Annotated in this window: 20 protein-coding genes; 9 read left to right on the forward strand and 11 right to left on the reverse strand. The window is 55.4% G+C overall.

Going from position 1 to position 23,078, the window contains the following annotated elements:
* Positions 1 to 54 precede the first annotated feature (54 nt).
* From ABLN94_RS22930 to ABLN94_RS22940, 3 genes are all read left to right on the forward strand, one after another.
* Positions 55 to 1,020 carry an ABC transporter substrate-binding protein gene (locus ABLN94_RS22930; protein ID WP_352996779.1) on the forward strand — a complete coding sequence of 322 codons (966 nt, stop codon included), beginning with the start codon at positions 55 to 57 and terminating at the stop codon, positions 1,018 to 1,020.
* Between the two features lie 66 nt (positions 1,021 to 1,086).
* Positions 1,087 to 2,115: an ABC transporter permease gene (locus ABLN94_RS22935; protein WP_352996781.1), complete on the forward strand. Its 1,029-nt coding sequence runs from the start codon at positions 1,087 to 1,089 to the stop codon at positions 2,113 to 2,115.
* A gap of 13 nt (positions 2,116 to 2,128) precedes the next feature.
* Positions 2,129 to 3,178: a quaternary amine ABC transporter ATP-binding protein gene (locus tag ABLN94_RS22940; protein WP_352996783.1), complete on the forward strand. Its 1,050-nt coding sequence runs from the start codon at positions 2,129 to 2,131 to the stop codon at positions 3,176 to 3,178.
* Between the two features lie 63 nt (positions 3,179 to 3,241).
* On the opposite strand, the gene speB is transcribed toward ABLN94_RS22940, so the two are convergent.
* The 4 genes from speB to dctP all read right to left on the reverse strand — a co-directional run bounded on the left by speB (position 3,242) and on the right by dctP (position 7,200).
* A complete protein-coding gene (gene speB, locus ABLN94_RS22945; RefSeq protein WP_352996785.1) occupies positions 3,242 to 4,207 on the reverse strand; it encodes an agmatinase in 966 nt (321 codons plus the stop codon).
* 21 nt (positions 4,208 to 4,228) lie between these two features.
* Complete coding sequence (locus tag ABLN94_RS22950; RefSeq protein WP_352996787.1) at positions 4,229 to 5,509, reverse strand: TRAP transporter large permease; 1,281 nt, start codon at positions 5,507 to 5,509, stop codon at positions 4,229 to 4,231.
* Positions 5,506 to 6,111 carry a TRAP transporter small permease gene (locus tag ABLN94_RS22955; RefSeq protein ID WP_352996789.1) on the reverse strand — a complete coding sequence of 202 codons (606 nt, stop codon included), beginning with the start codon at positions 6,109 to 6,111 and terminating at the stop codon, positions 5,506 to 5,508. Before ABLN94_RS22955 ends, ABLN94_RS22950 begins: the two co-directional genes overlap by 4 nt.
* A gap of 72 nt (positions 6,112 to 6,183) precedes the next feature.
* Positions 6,184 to 7,200, reverse strand: a complete 1,017-nt coding sequence (gene dctP, locus ABLN94_RS22960; protein ID WP_352996791.1) for a TRAP transporter substrate-binding protein DctP — start codon at positions 7,198 to 7,200, stop codon at positions 6,184 to 6,186.
* 146 nt (positions 7,201 to 7,346) lie between these two features.
* Here dctP and ABLN94_RS22965 point away from each other — a divergent pair, with 146 nt between their 5' ends.
* The 4 genes from ABLN94_RS22965 to ABLN94_RS22980 all read left to right on the forward strand — a co-directional run bounded on the left by ABLN94_RS22965 (position 7,347) and on the right by ABLN94_RS22980 (position 12,406).
* Positions 7,347 to 8,243, forward strand: coding sequence for a LysR family transcriptional regulator (locus tag ABLN94_RS22965; RefSeq protein ID WP_352996793.1), 897 nt, complete (start codon positions 7,347 to 7,349; stop codon positions 8,241 to 8,243).
* A gap of 493 nt (positions 8,244 to 8,736) precedes the next feature.
* Entirely contained in the window at positions 8,737 to 9,423 is a 687-nt protein-coding gene (locus ABLN94_RS22970; protein WP_352996795.1) for a hypothetical protein, read from the forward strand.
* Between the two features lie 133 nt (positions 9,424 to 9,556).
* Entirely contained in the window at positions 9,557 to 10,261 is a 705-nt protein-coding gene (locus ABLN94_RS22975) for an IS6 family transposase (protein ID WP_352996853.1), read from the forward strand.
* 801 nt (positions 10,262 to 11,062) lie between these two features.
* Positions 11,063 to 12,406, forward strand: coding sequence for a lipopolysaccharide biosynthesis protein (locus ABLN94_RS22980; RefSeq protein WP_352996797.1), 1,344 nt, complete (start codon positions 11,063 to 11,065; stop codon positions 12,404 to 12,406).
* On the opposite strand, the gene ABLN94_RS22985 is transcribed toward ABLN94_RS22980, so the two are convergent.
* Complete coding sequence (locus ABLN94_RS22985; protein WP_352996799.1) at positions 12,389 to 13,126, reverse strand: class I SAM-dependent methyltransferase; 738 nt, start codon at positions 13,124 to 13,126, stop codon at positions 12,389 to 12,391. The two genes, ABLN94_RS22980 and ABLN94_RS22985, sit on opposite strands and share 18 nt — an antisense overlap.
* Positions 13,127 to 13,252: 126 nt before the next feature.
* On the opposite strand from ABLN94_RS22985, the gene ABLN94_RS22990 reads away from it, so the two are divergent.
* Both ABLN94_RS22990 and ABLN94_RS22995 read left to right on the forward strand, forming a co-directional pair.
* The gene (locus tag ABLN94_RS22990; RefSeq protein ID WP_352996801.1) at positions 13,253 to 14,404 is read left to right on the forward strand and encodes a hypothetical protein; all 1,152 of its coding nucleotides are present in this window, start codon (positions 13,253 to 13,255) and stop codon (positions 14,402 to 14,404) included.
* Entirely contained in the window at positions 14,320 to 15,453 is a 1,134-nt protein-coding gene (locus tag ABLN94_RS22995; RefSeq protein WP_352996803.1) for a glycosyltransferase family 2 protein, read from the forward strand. The genes ABLN94_RS22990 and ABLN94_RS22995 overlap by 85 nt, the downstream gene beginning before the upstream one ends.
* Here ABLN94_RS22995 and ABLN94_RS23000 read toward each other — a convergent pair.
* The 6 genes from ABLN94_RS23000 to bhcA form a co-directional block, all read right to left on the reverse strand.
* Positions 15,450 to 16,544, reverse strand: coding sequence for a glycosyltransferase family 4 protein (locus tag ABLN94_RS23000; RefSeq protein WP_352996805.1), 1,095 nt, complete (start codon positions 16,542 to 16,544; stop codon positions 15,450 to 15,452). The two genes, ABLN94_RS22995 and ABLN94_RS23000, sit on opposite strands and share 4 nt — an antisense overlap.
* A 1,140-nt stretch (positions 16,545 to 17,684) precedes the next feature.
* Positions 17,685 to 18,017 (reverse strand): hypothetical protein, encoded by a 333-nt coding sequence (locus ABLN94_RS23005; RefSeq protein ID WP_352996807.1) that lies wholly within the window; start codon positions 18,015 to 18,017, stop codon positions 17,685 to 17,687.
* A gap of 475 nt (positions 18,018 to 18,492) precedes the next feature.
* On the reverse strand, positions 18,493 to 19,458 hold the full coding sequence (gene bhcD, locus ABLN94_RS23010; RefSeq protein ID WP_352996809.1) for an iminosuccinate reductase BhcD: 966 nt from the start codon (positions 19,456 to 19,458) through the stop codon (positions 18,493 to 18,495).
* Between the two features lie 113 nt (positions 19,459 to 19,571).
* Positions 19,572 to 20,735, reverse strand: coding sequence for a 3-hydroxy-D-aspartate aldolase BhcC (gene bhcC, locus ABLN94_RS23015; RefSeq protein WP_352996811.1), 1,164 nt, complete (start codon positions 20,733 to 20,735; stop codon positions 19,572 to 19,574).
* A gap of 42 nt (positions 20,736 to 20,777) precedes the next feature.
* Positions 20,778 to 21,746, reverse strand: coding sequence for a beta-hydroxyaspartate dehydratase BhcB (bhcB, locus tag ABLN94_RS23020; protein ID WP_352996855.1), 969 nt, complete (start codon positions 21,744 to 21,746; stop codon positions 20,778 to 20,780).
* Positions 21,746 to 22,936, reverse strand: coding sequence for an L-aspartate--glyoxylate aminotransferase BhcA (bhcA, locus tag ABLN94_RS23025; protein WP_352996813.1), 1,191 nt, complete (start codon positions 22,934 to 22,936; stop codon positions 21,746 to 21,748). The genes bhcB and bhcA overlap by 1 nt, the downstream gene beginning before the upstream one ends.
* Between the last annotated feature and the right edge of the window lie 142 nt (positions 22,937 to 23,078).

Genomic DNA, 23,078 nt, shown 5'->3' on the forward strand with positions numbered 1-23,078 from the left:
CAAGCTCGAAGGGCCGCAAAGTGCCCGGGGCATGACCAACTAGGGAGAAAATCTATGAAACTGAAACTACTCGCGGCTAGTGCCGCGGTTTCTATTGGCGTTTCCGGCACGGCGCATGCTGATTGCGGGGACATCTCAATCACCGAGATGGATTGGGGTTCAGCAATTATCGTCACGCAAGTGAGCAAGTTCCTTTTGGAGCAGGGCTATGGCTGTTCTGTGACGGTCGTGCCGTCGGCAACGACGCCGGCGCTGGCTTCGGTGGCGGAAACCGGTGAACCGGATATTCTGACCGAGTTGTGGACTAATGGGGCGCCGGCCTATCCCGGCTTGATCGAAAGTGGCGCCATCATCGAACGCGCCAAGGTACTGTCCGATGGCGGGGTCGAGGCGTGGTGGATCCCCACCTATCTGGCCGAAGCGCATCCGGAACTGACCACGATGGAAGGCATCCTAGCCAACCCCGAACTGGTCGGTGGACGCTTCCACAATTGTCCGGTGGGCTGGACCTGTCAGCGGGTCAGCTCGAACATGGCAAAGGCGGCTGGATTTACCGATGCGGGGATCGAGGACTTTGTCCATGGCTCGGGCGAGACACTGGCCGCGTCCATCGCTTCGGCCTATGACGCGAAAGAGCCATGGTTCGGCTATTACTGGGCACCGACTTCGATTCTGGGCCGCTATCCGATGGTGCAGGTCGATGTGGGCCCGCATGTCCCGGAAGCGCATGAGTGCAACAGCCAGGAAGAGTGCGCCGAACCGGTGCTTGGGGCCTTCCCGGCCAGCGATGTGACCACGGTTGTGACCAACACCTTTGCGGACTCTCATCCCGAAGAGACGGCGCTGATGGAAAACGTCCAGTTCACCAATGAGATGATGAACGGTCTGTTGGCCTGGCAGGAAGAGAACAACGCCTCGGGCGAAGAGGCTGCGGTGTATTTTCTGACCAACTTCCAGGACACTTGGGGCGAATGGCTGAATGACGACGCGCGCGCGAAACTGTCGGCACTGCTGAAATAACAATAAACTCGCAAAATGGCCCGGGCGTCCCAATCGGGCGCCCGGGTTGGCAGGGAAGAGGATGACATGGCTTTTTACGACCGCATGTTCGATGCGTTGGGACTTCGGGAATGGTGTGACGCATCGGGCAGCGGTGCCAATTTATCAATGGCGGACCTGTTGGCACAGGCCAACGCAAAGAATGGCGACAACGGTCCGGCTTTTCCGTTTCCATCTCTTGATGCGCTGAATGAGGCCTGCCCGGCGATCCCGCAATCGCGGGATTTTGTCTCGGCGGTCGAGGATGGGTTTCTGGCCATCAAGGACGCTTTGAAATTCGTGCTGGACCCGCTGACGCAGCCGCTGTCATGGATGCTGGAATGGGCGCTCATTGCGGTGGATGCGGTGCCATGGTGGATCATGCTGCCGGCGCTGTTCGTGCTGACGTGGTATGTGTCGCGCTCGGCCATCGTGACCGGGTTCGTGATCTTCGTCTTCTTGTTTCTGGGCCTTATCGACCATCTGGAACCGGCAATGCAGACGCTGTCGATCGTGCTGGTATGTACCGGGCTCTGTATTCTGCTCGGGGTGCCCATAGGCATCGCCATGGCCAAGTCCGACAGTTTCCAGCGTATGATCCTGCCAGTGCTTGATCTGCTGCAAACGCTGCCGACCTTCGTCTATCTGATCCCGCTGATCTTCCTGTTCAGCGTCACCGAGCCAAAGCTCTACGGCATCGCCATCATCGTCTATGCCATCGTACCGGTGATCCGTCTGACCGATCTGGGCATCCGTCTGGTTGATAAGGATGTGGTCGAGGCCGCCAACGCCTTTGGCATGTCGCCGCGGCAGAAACTGTGGGGGGTAGAGCTGCCGCTGGCGCTGCCCAACATCATGGCGGGCGTGAACCAGACCATCATGATGAGCCTTGCGATGGTGGTGATTGCCTCGCTGGTCTCGGCGCCGGGTCTGGGCGTGCTGGTGCTGCGCGGCATCCGAAACCTGGAACTGGGCGTAGGCCTTATCGCCGGTCTGGGCATCGTGCTGCTGGCCATCGTGCTGGACCGGGTGTCCAAGGCGGCGCTGGCGCGCGTCTCGGCCGCGCAGAAACACTAAGGAGGGACTGGACATGAGTGCTGAACCAAAAATCTCGATCCGCAACCTCTATAAAATCTTCGGCGCGCACCCCAACCGCGCGATGGAGCATGTGCGCCAGGGGATGGGCAAGACCGATCTGCTGGAGAAAGAGGCCCATGTGTTGGGCCTGCAGGACATCAATGTCGACATGCAGGCCGGCGAGATTACGGTGATCATGGGCCTGTCGGGCTCGGGCAAATCGACCCTGATCCGACATCTGAATCGTCTGATCGAACCCACCGCGGGCGAGGTCTGGGTCAACGGCAAAAATGTGCTGGACTATGACACGCTGAAGCTGCGCGACATGCGGCTGAACACGATGTCGATGGTGTTCCAGAAGTTCGCCCTGCTGCCGCACAAGACGGTCGCCGAGAATGCCGGTATGGCGCTGGCGGTGCGCGGCAACAGCAAGGATGAGATCGTCGCTGCGGGCAAGAAGTGGCTCGCCCGTGTGGGTCTTGCGGGCTACGAGAATCACTATCCGCACCAGCTGTCGGGCGGCATGCAGCAGCGGGTGGGCATCGCGCGGGCGCTGGCCTCGGATTCCGAGATCATGCTGATGGACGAAGCGTTCTCGGCACTGGACCCGCTGATCCGCACCGACATGCAGGATCTGCTGCTGGAGCTTCAGAAAGACCTGCACAAGACGATCATCTTCATCACCCACGACCTGGACGAGGCGCTGAAACTGGCCGACCATCTGGTGATCCTGAAGGATGGCTACGTGGTACAACAGGGCGAGCCGCAGCATATCCTGCTGAACCCGAACGACCCCTACATCGAGGACTTTGTCAGCGACATCAACCGCGCCCGCGTGCTGCGCGTACGTTCGGTGATGAATGCAGATGGCACGCATGAGGGTGAATTCGACGGCGATGTGGACGCCAATGACAACCTTGAGCACCTGATCTCACTATCCGGTGGCGACACCTACAAGGTCTACCGGGTAATGAGCGACGGAAAACAGGTCGGCATTCTCAACATGAAAGAGCTCGTCCGCGCGCTCGTCCCGGCACATGTCGAACAAAGAACTGTGATGTGATCTGCGCATTCAGCCCGGCGCACACCCTTTGGGTTTGGCGCGCCGGACTGACGGGGAGGGGACTTATTTCCGGTTGTGGAATATGAAACCGATGAAGTTCAGCAGCAATTGGGCTGCCAAAATCTGAGTGCTTTCAGTCTGGTCATAAGCCGGGGCAACCTCGACAAGATCAATGCCAACGACGTCGCCGCGTTTGCTCAGACCTTGAACGATTTCCAGAACGTCGTAGTACTGGAAACCGCCGTGGCTGGGTGTGCCCGTCCCGGGTGCAATCGAGGGGCAGAACGCGTCGATGTCGATAGTCACGTAGTAGCGCGCACCTTCCGGAATGCGGTCCAATACGCCCTCGGTTCCCAGTTTGCGCACCTGCCGGACCGATAGGATATCCGATCCTCGAGCGCGTGCATCTTCATAGCCTTCTTTGGCTGTCGAAGACACATTGCGAATGCCCAATTGGGTCATGCCCGAGACGTAATCTTTTTCGATCGCCCGGCGCATTGGGTTGCCGTGACCTTCGGTGACACCTTTGCGTTCATCGACAAAATCCAGATGCGCGTCGATCTGGACCACGTGAATTGGGCCATTCTTTGCGCAATCTTCTTCAAAGGCGCGGATGCAGGGAATGTTGACCGAGTGGTCTCCGCCGATGGTCACGGGCAGAGCGCCCGCGTCCAGAATCTTTTTCACGCCGTATTCGATGTTGGCGTGACTTTCCTCGGTCTTGGTGTGGATAATGTCCGCATCGCCCAAATCAACGATGCGCACGTCACTTCCCAAATAGGTCGCGTCGTCCTCGTGATCATACGCACCGGCGTGTCCAAAGCTAAAAAGGGTCGAGGCCTCGCGCACAGCCCGTGGGCCAAACCGGGCACCGGACCGGAACTGGCAGCCGAAATCGAACGGTGCGCCGAGGACGGCAACATCGGCGTCGATCTTGTCCCAGTTCTCGACATAAGGTTTCTTGCCAAAGGTCGCGATGCCCACAAAAGGCAGGTTCAGACGACCAGATTCATAACCATGTCCCGACATGATTTCTCCGTTTCTTGTGGTTTAACGATAAGCCAGTTCCGGAAGGAACAGCGCGATTTGAGGGAAGGCTACCAGCAGGCCTGTCACAATCAAAAGGATGATTAGGAACGGGGGTACGCCGCGCACCACCTCGACAAAGGGACGGCGGAAGACGGCGATGGCTGTGAACAGGTTGCAGCCAAAGGGTGGCGTGGCCGCGCCAATGGCGACCTGTAGGGTGATCAGCACGCCGACCAGCACCGGATCAAGGCCGCTGGCCTTGATCATGGGGGCGAAGATCGGGACGAGGATCAGGATGACTACGATTGAGTCCACGAACATGCAGCCGACAAAAAAGGCGACGTTGATCGCAAGCAGCACCATCAGAGGGCTGGCCTGTTCCAAACCCAATGCAGCGATGATTGTTTGCGGGACCTGCGCAAAACTCAGTGTCCAGCTGAATGCTGCTCCTGCTGCGATCAGGATGAAGACAACCGAGGTGATCGCTCCGGTGGACAATGCGATATCGTACAGATCGTTCACCTTGATCGAGCGGAAAATCACTACCTCAAGAATGACAGCGTAGAGCACGCAGATTGCGGCTGCTTCGGTCGGGGAAAACACACCGCCATAGATGCCGCCGACAATAATCGCAGGGAAACCCATCGGCCAAAGTGCCTTGCGCAGGGCAGTGAAGCGTTGTCCCCAACCTTCGCGCGGCAACACGGGGATATCGTGGCGATAGGCGTAGACCATGCAGTAGGCCGAAAACAGCACCACGATCAGCAATCCCGGCAAGATGCCTGCGATGAAAAGTTGCGAAATCGACGTGCCCGAGACCACCCCGTAGATGATCATGCCGATCGAGGGAGGGATCAGATAGGCCAGATCGGCGGCGTTCACGATCAGACCGATCGAGAAGCTGTCACTGTAACCTGATTTCAGCATCCGAGGCCGCATCGCGCCGCCAATGGCGACCACGGTGGCCTGTGTCGAGCCGCAGACTGCACCGAACAGTGCACAGGCCGATGTGACGGAAATAGCGAGGCCGCCTTTGATATGGCCCATGAAGCTCATCACCAGATCGATCAGGCGATTGGCTGAGTGGCCGCGCGTGATGATGTCAGCGGCGAGAATAAACATCGGCACTGCAATCAGTGCGGCAGGTTTCACACCCCCGATCATCTGCTGGATCAGGATCTGCATATTCATGTCGGGGAAATAAACGAGGAACCCCAGCACCGCCGCCGAAATCAGTGGCATTTTCATCGGAAAGCCTGCAAGAAGCAGAACAATCATGACGACTAACATCAACTCGGTCATTTGTTTGCCTCCGTGGATTCTTCGTAGCGTTGGATCGCTGCAGCGGTTTCGGGGTCTTCGTAGCTATCGACTTCGAGGTAGGAGACGTAGACGTCTTCCTCAGAGAAGTTCAGATTGCGGATCGCTGTCAGCAGATACTGAAAGGACGCAAGGGTCAGGCCAATCACCACCCAGACGTAAGTCAGGTAAAGCGGTAATTGCAGCGCTGGGGTGATCCGGCCCCGTGACGCGACTTTCTGGACATATTCCAGCGCGTACCAAGCCAGAACCGCCATCACTAAGGCAGTAGTTGCTGCGATCACGACCATCAGGCCCTTGCGCAGTTTGATCGGCAGCGCGTCATAGATTGCGGACATGCGGATATGGATGCCCTTGCGGGTGGCGTAGCCCAGACCCATGAAGGTGACAATGACGATCAGGAACTCGTTTAGTTCCTCGGAAAAATAGATGGACTGGTCGAACACATAACGGCCAAAGACATTGGCAATGGTGTTCACGGCCATCAGGATGATCCCCCAGCCCAGGATCCAGATTTCGATCCGTCCGATGACGGCGTCGATCTTTCCCAAAAAGCCGAAAGGAGTGGAAGTCGTAGTCTGCATGATGTCCCCCCTTTTTTGAAAGCCCCACGCGCAATGCGCGTGGGGAAGTTTTGAGTGAGTGGTGGGGAGGGATCAGTTGCCCGCGAGTTCCGCTTGCAGCGCGTCCAATAGTTCCTGACCGCGCGCGCCGACGGTGTCGACATAAGCACTTGAGGTTTCGGTGCTGCGGGCGCGGAAGGCGTCACGTTCTTCTTCGGTCAGAACGACCAGACCGATATCGGGCTTGGCTTCTTTGATGATGTCCAGACGCTTCTGGTTAAAGTCGGTGACGACCCCATCAATGAAACCGGTCATGTCGGCCATGGTATCACGCACCAATTGCTGACGGTCAGGGCTGAGGGTTTCGAACCAATCAGAGCCAGCGACCACAGTTGTCACTAGTTCCTGCTCACCGGCCCAGACCAGGTGGCTGGTCACTTCGTAGAACTTCATCTCTTCGATGGTTGGGATCGGGTTGACTTGACCATCAACGGCGCCCAGTTGCAGCGCGCCGAATACTTCGCCGAACGGCAGCGGGGTGGGGCTGGCACCCATGTTCTTGTAGGTCTCAAGCAGGATTGGCGACACCATGACCCGCATCTTGAAGTTGTCGAAGTCTTCGGGCGTGCGGATTTCGCGATTTGTCGTCCAGACCTGCGGGCCTTCGGAATACATGGTCAGTACTTCCAGACCGCGCTTGCGGAAATCATCGTTCAGCGGACCGTAAATAGTTTCTGAAGTGCTCAGCACATCCGAGATCGCTGCGGGGTCAGATGGCAGCAGGTAGGGCAGGAGGAATACCTGACTTTCGGGTACAACGGTGCCGAGGTTGCCGATCGAAACATTGGTGAACTGGATGACACCGTCTGCAGCCTGCTCAACCGTTTCGGTTGGCGTGCCCAGCGTTCCCATTGGGTATACGGTTACGGTCACTTCGCCGTCGGTGGCGGCTTCGATCCGGGATTTGAACTCCTGTGCATACGCGTCCATGATCGAGCCCGGAATCTCTTCGATGGCGAATTTCCAGTCTTCTGCCAGAGCGGCAACCGGCGCCAGCCCGAGCAATGCAGCAGCGGCTGTGGTCTTTAGGTGTCGTAGGGTCAGTGTCATGTCGGTTTTCCCTGTTTTCTTTTTGGGTTTGGATTTCAAGGGAAAGGACACCACAGAAGTTTACACAAAAAAATATCATCTTGTTTATGTTTGCATGAATTACTTTTATGTTATACGTATGGCGAACTTGGAAAGGTGGTCAGGCATTGAAACTGCTCAGAAATACCCTGCTCGAGACTTTTGTGACCGTCGTGGAATGTGGTGGATTCACCGACGCGCAATATGCGTTGGGTATAACGCAATCTGCGATCAGCATCCGAATCCGTGATCTGGAGACGGCACTCGGATACCGAGTTTGCGAACGCGGGCGCGGCGGGTTTCGCCTGACTGAACGGGGTGAAATCGTATATCAGAGGGCTGGGGATATTCTGCGCAGCGCCCGCGATTTCGACGCGGAATTGCTGGAATTGCGTGGTACGGTTACCGGCGACCTGCGGATCGGGATCGTGGATGCCGTCAACACGCTTTCAGAACTGAACCTGAATCAGGCCTTCAAGCGGTTTCTGGACCGGCCCAACGAAGTTCAGCTTGAGGTCGTTGTCGCGTCGCCTACGGAACTGACGCAGAAACTGATCACCGGGGATCTGCATGTGGCAATTGCACCGTTCCGCAACCATGTCTCAGACCTGACGTATACTGAGCTGTGCCAGGAAGAGCATCGGCTGTACTGCGGACAAGACCATCCCTTATTTGATCTGCCTGATGATGAGATCGATCTGGATTTGATTTCGAAGCATCAAATTTGTCAGCGTTCCTACAACATGCTGGTGTCACCCGTACTTCAGACGACACAACCGAAAGCCGTTGTCGCGAACATGGAGGCGATGGCGATGATGATTGAAACTGGACACTATTTGGGCCCGCTGCCGGTTCACTTCATCGAGAACTGGGCGCGCCGATACCAGCTCAGAGAACTTGCCCCAGAGAAGCTGAATTGGAAATCGACGTTCTATCTGGCGACACGGCCCTCGCTTGCGCACAGAAGAGCGGTAGGGCTTCTGGTCCAAGATATTGTGGCATCCTGCGGACCCAGCGAAACTTAGTAGGACTTTTCCGCCTATGGAGTGCAGACAGAGCTGTGCAAACTCGTAAATCTTGAGATTCAAATCTGTTTTAAATCAATGGGCGGTAATCCAAAATTTTGAGACTCCCCAAAAAACGGGGTTGGGTTGGCTACCTCTAAGCGGCCCAAGCGGTGGCTTCAAATACTGGTCTGGGTGTTTCTCACCACCGCGAAACTGGCATTGTTCTTGTTCACTTCTCAAGAGACTAAGGTCTTTGCGAGCTTCTTGCGTCGGAAAAAAGTCGTCTCAGTTATTGAGCACGAAAGCCTGCACTATAAAGCGCGGGCCTCGGAAAGGGGGGAAAGCTTTCGCTCTACGCCTCACCGGCAACATGAGCAATGGAGAACCTTATGTCAATTCAATCAAGAAAGGCTACCGAGGTTCACTGAAAGACAGGTAAGCTTTACGTCTAAAGCGGTACAGACCTTATTTGCTAACGCGATGATAAAAAGCACTACGCACTGGCTACCTTATGAAGTTGGAGCCCTTTTTCGCGCCTACATCCCAGGCCGAAGGCAACGAAGGAACACTGTCCGATATGATAAACGCCGATACAGGCACAAACACGCTTGGCTGGTTCGAGAAGTACACCAACCGGATAGATGTTGAGGCCGGAGAAACCGGTCATGGCACCGACGGTTCGGACTACATGATCGGCGGCGAAGGCAGTGACACGACCAACCTTTATGGTGGGGCCGGAGATGATTTCATCATTGGTGGCGGTCCGTCGTTCACCACGATTGATGGCGGGGATGGCAATGACACCATCCTGATCCGGAAAGGCGCGTGGATCACCAATGCCCATGGTGGTGACGGCGATGACGTGATCATCCTGAATGCTGACCAGTCAACGGAAGCCGGTTTTGCAAACCTCTATGGCGGTGAAGGCAGCGATACTTTTGTCATCACCGGTCCGGGCAGTAAAGGCGCCGGTCAAGCTATCCGCGATTTCGACGCTGATGACTCGATCATCATTGATCTGGAAGGGTTCGGGATTTCCTCGTCGGACGAACTACGGTTCGAATGGATGGGAAGCACTCACTGGATTACGGCGAATGGCCACAAGGTCATTGCGATACAGGGCGTGGATGAAACCCACGACATCATGCAGCAAATCAGGGAGTTGACACCTCAGCAATCGCAAGGCTGGGGTCTCTGATCTGCATATACAATCAGACGCCCCAGCCGGTTTAAATCGGCTGGGGCTTTTTGTGACCTCGGCAGAACTGAAGGGTTTTGTCAGAAGAACTTGGATTGAGACGGGCAGGGTGCTCTCGTAGCCTTCGCGTAAGATTACACAATCGCCATTCAAGTTCTTCAAGACCAGTCCCGAGGTCATTCGTCTGGCAGTGATGTTGTACGTTCGGTTCCCATTGTCGCTTCGAAACGTGGAAGACCTATTGCACGAACGCGGAATTGAGGTGAGCCACGAAACCGTCCGATATTGGTGGAACAGGTTCGGCCCGATGTTTGCCTCCGAGATCAGACGAAAGCGAGTCCAGCAACTGCGCGCATTCTCGAAATGGAAGTGGCACGTGGATGAGGTTTTTGTGAATGTGAATGGTAAGAGGCACTACCTCTGGCGGGCCGTAGATCATGAGGGCGAAGTGCTGGAAGCAGTCGTCACCAAACGCCGAAACAAGCAGGCGGCATTGAAATTTCTTAAGAAATTGATGAAGCGGCACGGCAAAGCTGAAGAAGTAGTCACCGATCGCTTCGCTTCTTACAGGGCGGCACTCAGAGATTTGGGTGCTCTCGAAAAACAAAGGACGGGCAGGTGGCTCAACAACCGCGTCGAGAATTCGCACCTCCCGTTTCGACGACGCGAACGCGCGATGCAACGTTTCAGTCACATGCGAAGTTTACAGAAATTCGCCTCCGTCCATTCCTCCGTCAACAACCACTTCAACCAGAAAAGATCGCTGGCCAGCAGAGATACCTTCAAGCTGGCAGGCACCGCCGCTCTCGCCGAGTGGTGCGAACTTGGTGCGGCATAAAGGACAGCCCTAATGGCCTAACTGAGACTGGTTCGAATTTGTCTGACAGCTGTGAAAACTCGTAAATTTTGAGATTCAAATCTGTATAAAACCAATGGGCGGTTGTCTAAAATAACGAGACTCCCAAAAAGGGAAAGGATTGGCTACCTCTAAGCGGCCCAAGCGGTAACTTCAAATACTGGTCTGGGTGTTTCTCACTACCGTGAAATTGGCATTGTTCTTGTTCACTTCTCTAGTGACTAAGGCACTTTGCAAGTGCTTGCGTCGGAAAAGGGTCCTCTCAGTTACTGAACACGAAAGCCCGCGCAATAAAGCGAGGGCCTCGGAAAGAGGGTAAAGCTCTCGCTCTACGCCTCACCCGACAACTTGGGTGTCGGAAAGACTTATGTCAATTCAGTCATGAAAGGCGACGGAAGTTAACTGAGAGATAGGAAACTCTACCTCCAAAGCGTACAGCCATAAGTCCTTACCGCCGTCACCGATTAATTTGTCCGCTGCGATTGCATTCGTCGGGTTTCGGTCGATTGCAGAACTTGGCGGTTTGATTGGTGAACTCACAGGTTGCGGACAAAGCCGACGTAAGCAATTGTTGGAGAAATGTGTGCTGAGAACAGTTGAGGTGCCAAATACGCCTGCTTCTGTAGCGCAGAAATTTATACGAAGCGGCCATCGACTGGCAAACCTAGCCGAAGCTCGAAATCCAAGTGTCGCGAGGTGCGTATCTGAATATTTAGCATACGTTGAGGGTCGGCTCTTTCGTCATCCGATGCTGGAGTTCAGCAGAGTCTTTCCGATCCGGACATGACAGACAAATTAGAATTGGCTAAGACGTTTGTCATGAATCGTAATCTGCTTTCCGGCTGGGCGAAGCTCGTAACAAGCAATGCAGCCGCAGGCGCATTGACCCTGGTCGGTATCGCCATCGCCGCACGAGCGCTGGACGTCGAAGAATTCGGGATCATCGTGATCCTTCAGGCCTACGTACGTGTCATCGATGGGTTGTTTAACTTTCAATCCGTCAACGTCCTTACCCGTTTTCTCGCCGAAGCCGAACATGGTGAAGAGACGGCGCGATTTAGAGGACTGGTAAAGGCGGGTATATTGGTGGACGGACTAACCGCGGTGGTTGCCACGCTCGTCGCCGTCTTGATCCTGCCGCTGATCGGAACGTATTTGGGCATTCCGTCAGAATGGACTTCGGTTGCAATGCTATACAGCCTTGTGATCCTTACCCGAATATTCGGCGTTTCAGAGGCGGTACTTCGCTGCTTCAATCTTTTTTGGACGATCGGTTTGCGGGGCACATTGAGCGCACTTTTGGTAGTGCTTTGCTCCCTTGGTGCTTGGTGGGTGGAAGCGGGAGCAGCGACGTTTCTGGCAATATGGTTGTTGGCGGAGGCTATAGCGAACATTGCCTTCCTGATTTGGACTTTCATTGCGCTGCGGCGTCAGGGCGTCAACGACATCTGGGGCGCTAAAGCATGGGAGGCAATCAACCAATCCAATGGATTCTGGGGGATGCTTTGGCAGACGAACGTAACGTTCGGGATAAGAATTCTGAGTCAGGATGCCGATGTCGTCGTAGCGGGAGCCGTTCTGGGACCGACTGCTGCCAGTTTGCTCCGTGCCGCAAAGTCGGTAGCGGGGCTAGTTAGCCAGCTTGGCCGACCACTGCAACAGGTTGTAAGCGCACCAGTATCCCGGCTGTCGGCACAGGGGGAATTCTCACGCATGTTGCGCTACAGTGCCCGAACCTCCGTGTTGGCCGGGATGGCAGGGCTACTGTTGACGCTTTTAATGGCCTTCTTTGCCGACTGGGTGCTGCAGCTGTTTTTCGGGCGATCTTACGTTGGGGCCGACACGATTACGGTGATTCTGGTTTTGGCACGTACTATCTATCTCACTGGTGTAACGATGATGCCAACAATGCTTGCTATAAATATGGGCAAAGAGTTTTTGTATAGCGTCGTGGTTGGAACCGCAGCGTTCTTCTTCGTAATGGCGGTAGCCATTGGGCCGTTAGGACTGCTTGGCATCGTCATCGCTCACGTCGCATTCGAAGCGGTGTGGTCGGCCACAGGGTGGCTTTGGACTTATCGCCGCGTTTCTGATTTGAATGCGAAGCAGCTATCGACTGCCACCTAAAAACTGGCCTGCAAGTCGTTTTAATGCGCGGGCGGGTTGTCGCTTTTCAGCGTGCATGAACAAATCTGGATGAACCACATCGACATAGCTGGCCGTGCTCAAACCGGTCGAGAAAAGCTTTGCGGCGACCGAGGTTTCCCTCCGCACATAGAGTAACATGTTCTGCCGGTACCACCATGGAATGCTTTTATCGTTCCAGATCAACGGCCGGATTGCATCGATGGCATCGAACCCTTGCTCGTCGAACAGGCCAGCCCAGTAGCTCTGCCAGCGCTCGTTCTTGTGTCCGGTCCCGCCCTGATGAAGGATCGCAGCAGAGAAAAGTACGAGATCACTCAAGTTGCACAGCTCCGCGACTAGGCTAGGTCCGCGAGTTGGTGTGAGATGTTCGGCAACTTCCAGGGACATAACGAGATCAAAACGCATATCCACCTGGATCGGCTGCTCTAGATCCTGTTGCTTCACGATCAAAGGATCAACCTCCATCTGTGACGCAGCAACCCATGGCCCCTCGAAGCCTAGTACTGACTCCGCTCCAAGCTCCTGGGCCGCAGAAAGCCACGTTCCAACGCCGCAACCAACGTCGCAGACACTTTTGATCTGGCATATGTTGAATAGATGCGAGAGAATGATGCGGGCAGTCGGCCGAGTTTGCGAGTCGCGCTCTGCATGAAACGCGGTTCCGTATGACCTTGCGGAAGAATTCGAAGAGAGTGGCATTGCGATTGTGAGCCATCGGTAGAGTTGAACAACGTGATCGTGAATATCGCAAGATTGCTGCCTAGGCCAGTGCGACGTTTTATAAAGGCGCGCGTGCTGCCTCCTTTGTTCCGCAGTATTCGTCAATTGACCGATTCGAAAGTAAGTCGACCGCCAATCGTCAGGCTTGGCGTTGCAGGCAAGGAATGTTTCGTAGGCTATTACGATGTGCAACCCGTATCATCCGACGGCGAAGCGATCCTTGCGCACGTAACAGGCGTTTCCCTGCGAACGGCACAATCCGACGATACCGTGTCCGTGGGGTACTTTCGGCGCGACGGCGGAGATTTCGTCAATCTTGCGACCACGACACTATGGTGCTGGCAGCTTGGTGCGCGGTTGCGCTGGTGGCCGTCGGAACGGCGCGCGCTTGCTTTCAACGCGATTGTCGGGGGTGTTCCATCATTCTGTGTTGTGCGCGAGGGGGCAGAGCCCGTTAGGCTGTGCGACCGTCCGCTATTCGATGTAACAGCCGATGGCCAGATGGGTATCGCGCTGAACTTTGGCCGGCTGGCCTGGGCCCGCCCAGGCTACGGATATCCGGCGCTAAAGGATCCTTTCGCAGACGAGGCGCTGCCCCAACGCGACGGCGTTACAATTGTAGATATGCAGAGCGGACTTGCGGAACTGGTTTACCCGATGGTCGATTTTGCGCGGCTTCTGACCGACGGCGACCGAGACGCGTTTCACTATCTTAACGCAGCGTCTTTCAGCCCGACGGGCAAGCGTTTCAGCGTTCTTTACAAGCGTATCCCGTCCGAGAGCGACATACATAACTGGCAAGTCGATGCCGTCATAGGTGAATCAAATGGGTCAGGGATACGGCGTGTTCCGCTTCCTGGGCGCGCCTCGCACTATTGGTGGCTAGATGACGATCACATCGTCTACACGGCGATATCGGGCTGGCGCGGTTCTTACTGCCTTTTCGATCTCCGCGATGGCAGCATTAAGGCGCTTCACCCTGAAGCGCCGGGTGTGGATGGCCACCCCAGTCTGCATCCCAAAACAGGCCGCTGGATCACCGACACATATCCCGATCTGTTCGGAGAACAAGTCCTGCGTGCTCTAGAGCCCGACGGATCTTCAAAGATCGTCGATCGCTTTCCTGCGAATCCTTCGTACCGCGATGAATGGCGTTGTGACCTGCACCCCCGATGGTCGCGGGATGGTCGATCGGTTGTTATCGACTCGACTCACAATGGCCCGCGCGCGCTCTACGTTGTGGATCTGACGGAGTGACCGATGCTCCGGACATCTCAGTTGTCATGGCCGTATACAATGGCGAACATTTTTTGCCTGAGACGCTTCAAAGCGTTTTGAAACAAAGCCACGCGGGCTTCGAGTTCCTGATTGTCGACGATGCGTCAGATGATATGACACCCGATCTCTTGGCACAGGCAGCCGCAACGGATGGCCGAATTCGGTTGATCCGAAATGAACGCAATCTGGGTCTCACGGTCTCATTGAATGTTGGCTTGCGCGCCGCCTCTGGGAAGTACATTGCACGGATTGATGCCGATGATGTCTGCCTTCCGGATCGCCTGGCGCAGCAGTTAGCGTTCATGGAGGCGAATCCGGATCACTCCGCGGTCGCATGCGGCCATCACGTCATCGATGCGTCCGGCCTAACAATGCGCACAGTTAGCGGCGGGCTTGATGATTGGCAGATAAGGTGGCTCGGCGGTTTCAATCCGCCCGCGCCTCATCCGACCTATTTCTTTCGGCGCAGCTGTTATGACGGCTCAACAAACCTCTATGATGAAGCGTTTCGGACCGCGCAGGATTTCGAACTTTGGTCCCGCCTTGCACTGCAGGGGAAGACGCAAGTCCTGCCTGATGTCCTCGTCAAATATCGGCGCCATGCCAATGCAATCACAGTGCTAAAGCGGCGGGAGCAAGCCACCAGTTGCGCTATTATTGGCCGTTCCAACCTTGGGCGGCGGCTGCCAGCCGATATCGTATCCCAACTTGAACCGCTTATCTCCTTGTTTTCCTATCAATCCGAAGCCGACCGATCGACGATTATCGCGGCCGTTACCGGCTGCGACGCGATGCTTGCTCATGACCTCGGCTCAGCCCCGACAGCACGTCACCGCAGATGGGTGCGTCGGATGACGGCCGGATTGTTGGCAGAGACAATTCTGTCCCGGGCCGGTGGGCTCAGAAGCATTTCAAAGACGTTGATGTTCCTCTTTTATGCCCGTCGGTATTTGCCCGGTCTTTTCGGAGCGGTAACTTCAGACCCAATGATGGCATTGAAATCGCTTAAAAATATCGCCCGCTACTAAGACGCTTTAGATCGAGGCGCGTCGCCGTATGCCGCAAATGTCTCCTCGGCGACACGCGACCACGAATATTTCGTCCTGCATTCTGCAATCGAGCGTTCAATGAAAGCTGCACGCCTATTTGGCTGCCACCCGCTGATCTCACTGATTTTTTGCGCCCATGGACCGGGCTCACCTGGTGGCAAGTGAAATCCTGTAACTCCATCGACGATCGCTTCATGAAGTCCCTGGCACTTCGCCGCAAGCGACACACCACCGGACGCGGCGGCTTCTGTCGCAACAAGCCCGAATCCTTCGAATTCGCCATTTGCAAGGACAATGTTTGGCGTAACCACGCAAAGCGCGCGAGCGTAGAGATCGGCCATATCGCCGGGATCCTGCGGCCCGAGATAGTCGACCCGCGGAAGGTTGAGGGCATCGGCTTCGCTCTCAGACCAAATTGTGCCTGCAACCTTTAAGGTGATATCTTCGGGTAAGAGTGGAAGCACGTTCAAAATGAACCATGAGCAGCCTTTCCTTTCGACCAGTCGGCCGGCGAAAAGTATGAAGTTCTCGGGCTTGCGAACGCTATGGACCGGCCGGGAATCGGTCGCAAGCGGCACGACGACAAGATCCTTAAACCCGTGTCCGGACGCACATTTCGAAGTGGCCACAGAGTTGGAAATCACGCGCGCAGATTTAAGACATCGCGCGCCAAGCCAGAGATAAGCTCCATAGAGCCTGCCCTGGACCCCACCGCGCAGAGAATAGCTGACATCAGTGCCATGCGCCGACAGCACGATGCGCCAGCGCCGCGAGCGGATGCGTGCAGCGAAAGCTAAAGGCCATGATGCAATGTCAGCGACATGGACTACGCCCGTCGGTTTTCTTGTGAACAGAATTCTTAAGAATGTTAAAATGCCAAATTTAAGCAAAGCCGTAGCTGTCGGCGGATCCCCGTTGTCTCGCCCCGGCAGCGCTACGATCTCCACCGGTGCGTACCTCGCAAGCGCGGCAGAGAGCTTTACGGAATAGGTTTCCATTCCGCCGATCGCTGGTAACCATTTGCGTGTCACGAATAGCGTGGGTGCGCACTTTGATTGATGATCGTTCATAGTTTCCCAAGCCTACCGTCGAAGTCCAATGCTGTTGTGTCGGAGAGCGCATGTCTTGTAGTCTCCAAGAATTTGGTAATGCATCACATGCATATAATACATCGGAAATGCGTTTGTTGAGTTTGATGCCCTGTCCTGTCTCCATAAAACTGTGCCAACGTCTGCATAGCTTTACAGGCAGGATTTATCGCCACTGACCGGCGCTTTGCCTCAAGACATAGCGAACTCCTAATAATCGTTAAACTTTGTTTTTACTATATTTTTCGGGTTTATCTCTAGCGTTTTCGCAGATGTTATTTTCATGATGCATGCATCGGGATGCCCGCCTCCTGGTTTCACCCAAAACGTTTCGGTGTTTAACGTTCTCCCGTCTTCCGATATCCTAGTGTCCTTTGCGGCCACCAGCATCCTAATTTTTGCCTTTGGTTTGTTCATCTCAACTCCTGCCTTATTTTCTTTCGCTCGATCACGTTGGAGCCATTGGTTTCAAAGTGAGTACGAAAATCTCTAGCTCTCCTACCCGCGGCGAAGACGACTTAAGATGAACTCAAACCATTTGAGCACGCGGGACCTTCTGCGAAGGCAAGATTATGTTGGCATCCTATGTCTGCTTTTCGGTCAAGTAGTCAGCAACTCACCGTCGACCTCGCCAAGCATGACAGCGATGCCTTGAATTTGGCCGAACCTCTTGATACTTATTTTGGTCGTTTCTGGCGGACATCATACAATGTCCGAAGAAAGGTATATCGTGAAGGTCCAAAAAGTCTTCGGCATCGTCGGCGGTCGCGTCTCGGGTCCGGGTCTAGGCACCCATTGGAACAATTCCTATGTGAGTTTCTGCGACAGCACAATCGGTCACTTTGGGCTCATAGCCGACATTTTCTGCAGCGCGTCATCGTGCGAATCTGCGGCTCAATGCCAGTTTCATTGCAAAGGGAGTGTTCGGCCAGGTACACCATCTGATGTGGAGCGATCAGCTCACTCCAGGTTACACTATGACGGTTGGGTCAGGCTCGTGTGACGTACATCAACAAACGTTTGTTTTGATAAAGAGTTTGCACTTCGGTTGTGAATCCAACCGGCTACAAACAAAGACCTACATAAGCAATATTATGGTCCATAAGCATAATGCCGGCTAAATCAGTCGGCACCCAAATCGGGATCGTCGTAACGGAGCTGTCTGACGAAGCCACAGAAGAAGTTTCTGGTGGAATGGCCGGTCATGGCCTTGGATCCATTAGACATGACAATCACGTCAGATGGGTGTAGTCGATACGCCGAGTGTCCCCACCCAAAGAAAGAAAGCGGAGCGCTATCGCGCACCGCTTTTGCTTTTTTTAAGGTTACCTCCGGCGTGGGCGCGATTTCAGCCCGACCGAATGGTTTGGTTTCGAATAGAATTTTCTGTTGGCCGAAGGTCGAAACATCCGCGCCCGCTAACGCCGCGAAATTGACCAGACCATATGGCGTCACTCCCAGGGCATGCTATGGGTGAACTTGCCCATACCGATCAATGCCGGGTCAACCTGACGACCTTCCGCGGCACACGTTAGGTGTATTCCGGCTGTCCTCTTCCGCATCCGTATCGGCATAGATCAGAAAACTTGCGCTCCCGGTTACGCAACTAGTTGGCGACAGTCTCTCTGACTTCACGATGATACAGTGTGACCTGAGTTGATAGTCCAAGCATTCGATCAGCACTCGTCTCGTAGGGCTCCTGGTAATGGTAACGATACCTTGAGAACAAGGTGTAATTCCCTTGGCACCCGGGGTTACACTTACCCCCGAATTTCCGGGCTGCCCGCAGGGCTGGTGCACGGAATGGCGTAAACAAAGGGGCAACCTGTCAGCGGCGAAAAGGAGAAATCGCTTCCATCCGTCGCGATGAGCGTCAAATTGGAAAGGCAATAACCGACAAATCGCCGAGGCAGGTTACACTCGTTTGCCTTCAGAAATCGACCTTGATTGCGATCCCTTTCTGAACGGCCAGATCCACCACGGACGCAGCGACTGCGAGATCCTGAAGGCCCACCCCTGTGCCATCGAACAGCGTGATCTGATCATCCGATATCCGGCCCGGGTTTGTGCCGTTGATGACCGCGCCAAGCTGTGCCACGTCGCTTTCTGCGATCAGCCCTTGGGCGACGGCATGTTGCGCTTCACCGATGGTGATGGATTGAGCAACTTCGTCGGTGAAAACACTCGCCTTGGCCAGCAGAGCCGCTTCCACTTCTTGCTTGCCCTTAGTATCAGTGCCCATACAAGCGACATGCGTTCCGGGAGCGACATGATCCGCCATCAGCGACGGTGCAAACGCCGAGGTGATCGAGATGATCACATCCGCCTCCGCCATGCCATTCAGCTCGACGGCTCCAAACGCTACACCGGCATCATTGGCGACTTTCTCGATATTTGGAAGCATCTCGGGGTGGTAATTCCAGCCAATGACCTTTTCAAAGACGCGCTGTTCCAATGCCGCTCGCAACTGGAATGCTGCTTGGTGGCCAGCGCCGATCATGCCGATAACCTTGGCGTCCTTGCGAGCGAGGTGTTTGATCGACACCGAAGACGCCGCCGCGGTACGCAAGGCTGTCAGAAGGTTGCCGCCCACCATAGCCGACGGTTTTCCGGTGTCAGGGTCAAAGAGGAAAACAGTAGACTGGTGGTTGATCAGCCCGCGTTTTTCCAAGTTGTTTGGCCAGTATCCGCCCGCTTTCAAGCCAAGCGTCAGCCCCGCTCGATCAAACCCACCCTTGAAGCCATAAAGTGCATCTTCGTGCCCGATGGCTTCGCGCACGACCGGGAAGTTATAGGCGTCGCCAGACGCCATTGCTGCAAAGACCTTTTCCACGGCATCAAAGGCCACTTCGCGGGTCATGAGGTCAGCAATTTCACACTCGGGTATGATCAACATGTCTTTCTCCGTTCAGAATTCGTGCGCCCGCGTGCTTTTTCCGAAGGGGGAATGCACACGGGCGGCTATCTGGCTACATCCGAGCCAGACCTTCCGGCCTTAAAAAGTCCGGTTCAATAAGCGCGACCGCGGGCGGATACAGGCCAAACGCATTCCACTTTGCCGTTCCGAACGCCAACGTACCAATCGTGCACGTTTGCGGTCGGGTCACAGTGCCCGGGCACCAGCTTGAGCTTGTCGTTGACTTTCAGCACCCCATTCGGGTCCATGACAACGCCATGTTCGTCCGAGCACTTGATGTACTCGACATCGTTGCGCCCGAAGACGACCGGCAGACCGCTGTCAACCGATTGGGCCTTAAGACCTGCATCGACGATTGCTTTGTCCGCTTTGGCGTGGCTCATGACGCTGGTCAAGATGAAGAAGGCATTTTCCCACTCGCCCTGATCAATGCGGTTACCCTCTTTGTCCAGGATGCGGCCGTAATCGGCGTCCATGAATGCGTAAGACCCGCATTGTAGTTCATTGTACACGCCCGAGTTGGACTCGAAGTAGTATGAACCGGTGCCGCCGCCCGAGACCAGCTCGCACTCGATGCCTTCGGCTTTGAGGCCTTCGACAGCGTCTTTCACCATCGCGATTGCGGTGTCGAGCTTCTCCTTGCGCGCCTCATAGCTGTCGAGGTGCTGCATCGCGCCCTGATAGGCTTGAATGCCGGTGAACTTAAGGTTGTCGGCGGCTTCTACCGCTTTGGCAATTTCGATCACTTCCGGTGTCGTTGTCACACCGCAACGTCCGGCGCCACAGTCGATTTCGACGAATACCTCCAGTTGTGTTCCATGATCGACCGCCGCGCCCGAAAGATCCGCGACATTGTCCAAATCATCGACGCAAACGATGATACGGCTACCCAGCTTTGGCAGGCTGGCAAGGCGGTCGATTTTGGCAGGGTCGCGCACCTGGTTCGACACCAGTACGTCCTTGATACCGCCGCGAACGAAAACTTCCGCTTCAGAAACCTTCTGACAGCAGACGCCAACGGCTCCACCGATTTTTTCCTGCAGCTTCGCCACGTCCACCGACTTGTGCATTTTGCCGTGCACGCGATGGCGCATGCCGTGGGCTTTGGCATAGTCGCCCATCTTCTTGATGTTGCCTTCAAGCGCGTCGAGATCCAGTACGAGGCTGGGGGTCTGGATATCTGCTTCATCCATTCCAGGCTTGGCCGGAATGTCATAGCCTACTTCGAATTGGTCGAGATTGGTCATATCTTTCATTTCCGTATTCCTATGTCGGGGCTGATGTCTGTTGGGTTGCGGTCAGGCATTGAGCCAAGGCAGCTTGTCCAGATCGACATTGCCCCCGGTTATGATCAGGCCGACACGCTTGCCTTTGAAAGCGTCCGGGTTCTTAAGGATCGTGGCCAGCGGAACGGCCGAGGATGGCTCCATCACGATCCGCAGGTGCTTCCACGTCAGTTTCATCGCATCGATGATCTCTTGCTCTGAAGCCGTGTAGATTTCAGAGACATGGTTAGACACGAAGTGCCAGGTGAGGTCCTTCAGCGGAACCAGCAGTCCGTCGGCAATCGTTTTTGGGGCATCATCGGCGATGATGTGACCGGCCTTGAAGCTGCGATAGGCATCGTCGGCTTGTTCGGGCTCTGCCGCGATGATTGCAGTTTCAGGAGCAAGGGTAGACAGGGTCAGGCAAGTACCTGACACCATGCCGCCGCCTCCGATGGGCGCGACCACTGCATCCAGACCATCGGTCTGCTCGATGAACTCGCGCGAACAGGTGCCCTGTCCGGCAATCACTCGCGGATCGTTGTAGGGATGGACAAAATCCCCTCCCGTGGCCGCCTGAACCTCGGCAAACGTCGCCTCGCGAGACGAGGTGGAGGGTTCGCACTCAGTGATCTTTCCACCATAGCGACGAACTGTGTCTTTCTTTGCCTGCGGCGCGGTGCGTGGCATAACCACGTTGCAGGGGATGCCCCGCTTCATAGCCGCATAGGACAGGCACGAGGCGTGGTTGCCCGATGAATGGGTTGCGACGCCTTTTCGCGCCTGTTCCTCGTCCAGTCCGAACACCGCATTCGTGGCGCCTCGTACCTTGAAGGCGCCGGGCTCCTGAAAGTTCTCGCACTTGAAGAACAATTGCGCCCCGGTCAGTTCGTTCAGGTAGTCCGAAGTCCGGACCGGAGTGCGGCGGATATAGGGTTTGATCCGTTCATGCGCGACGAGCATGTCCTCATAGGTCGGGATGTACATGTTACAATCCTTCATCATGCAGCGTCCTTCTGAGCGGCAGCTGGATGACCACGGTAATATTCCTGTGCAGCCGCTACGCCGGAGCCCAGTTCGATGTTCAGGCCCAGATCGGCCATGCACATTTCAGCAGTGGCGATGCCGGACAGGGCCATGACATCCGTCAGGCTTCCCAAATGCCCGATGCGGAATACCTTGCCGGCGACTTCCCCAAGCCCCACACCAAAAGCAACGCCGTATTTGTCGGCAGCATGGGTGACGATATCCGTGGCGTTGAAACCGTTCGGCGTACGGATCGCGCTTACAGTGTCAGAATACACCGACGGGTTCGCTGCGCAAAGCTCCAGTCCCCAGGCGCCCACGGCGGCGCGAACACCTTCGGCAATGCGGTGATGGCGGGCAAAGACGTTTTCCAGACCTTCACTCAGCAGCATGTCGCAGGCCTGGTTGAGGCCGTTCATCAAACCAACTGCGGGCGTGTAAGGATAGGCGTTGTTGGCATAGCCCTTTGCCATGTCGTGCACATCAAAGAACGTGCGGGGCAGGGTGCCAGTCTTGGTCGCCTCCATTGCCTTCTGGCTAAAGCCAACAATGGCCAGACCCGCGGTCAGCATGAACCCTTTTTGCGAACCCGTGACGGCAACATCGACACCCCATTCGTCAAAACGGAAATCCATGGAAGCGATAGAGGACACGCCGTCAACAAACAGGAGGGCCGGGTGCCGGGCCGCATTCAGCGCCTTGCGCACGGCGGCAATATCCGATTTCACACCAGTTGCCGTTTCGTTATGCGTGGCAAGAACAACTTTGATTTCGTGGTTCGTGTCTGCGGTCAGAATTTCTTCGTAACGGTCGGCCGGCAGACCTTCGCCCCAAGGTGTTTCAACGATTTCGACATTCAGCTCGTGACGCTGGCACATGTCGATCCAGCGGTGGCTGAACATACCGTTGCGCGCCGCCAGAACCTTGTCACCAGCGGACAGGGTATTGGTCAAGGCCGTTTCCCAGCCGCCAGTCCCAGTAGACGGGAAGATGAAGACCTCGGCGCTGTCGCTTTTCAGAACTTTACGTACACCTTCGCGTGCAGGGTGCAGGATCTGCCCGAACAGCGGCGAGCGGTGGTCGATCGTGGGCATATCGCACGCCTTGCGCAGGCTTTCAGGGATATTGGTCGGACCCGGGATGAAAACGGGGTTTTGAAAGCTCATGGATGGTCTCCTTCCGTCGTTAACGACACAATAAGACCCCGGCGTTCGACCCGATATATTTTTGAAAAAACCTTTCAAAACACATAAGGCGCAATTTAATTTATAGTTGTCAGTATGTTGTATTTTTCATATGGTGAATTAG

The sequence above is a fragment of the Ruegeria sp. SCP11 genome (assembly GCF_040329455.1).
In the GTDB taxonomy this organism is placed as follows: domain Bacteria; phylum Pseudomonadota; class Alphaproteobacteria; order Rhodobacterales; family Rhodobacteraceae; genus Ruegeria; species Ruegeria atlantica_E.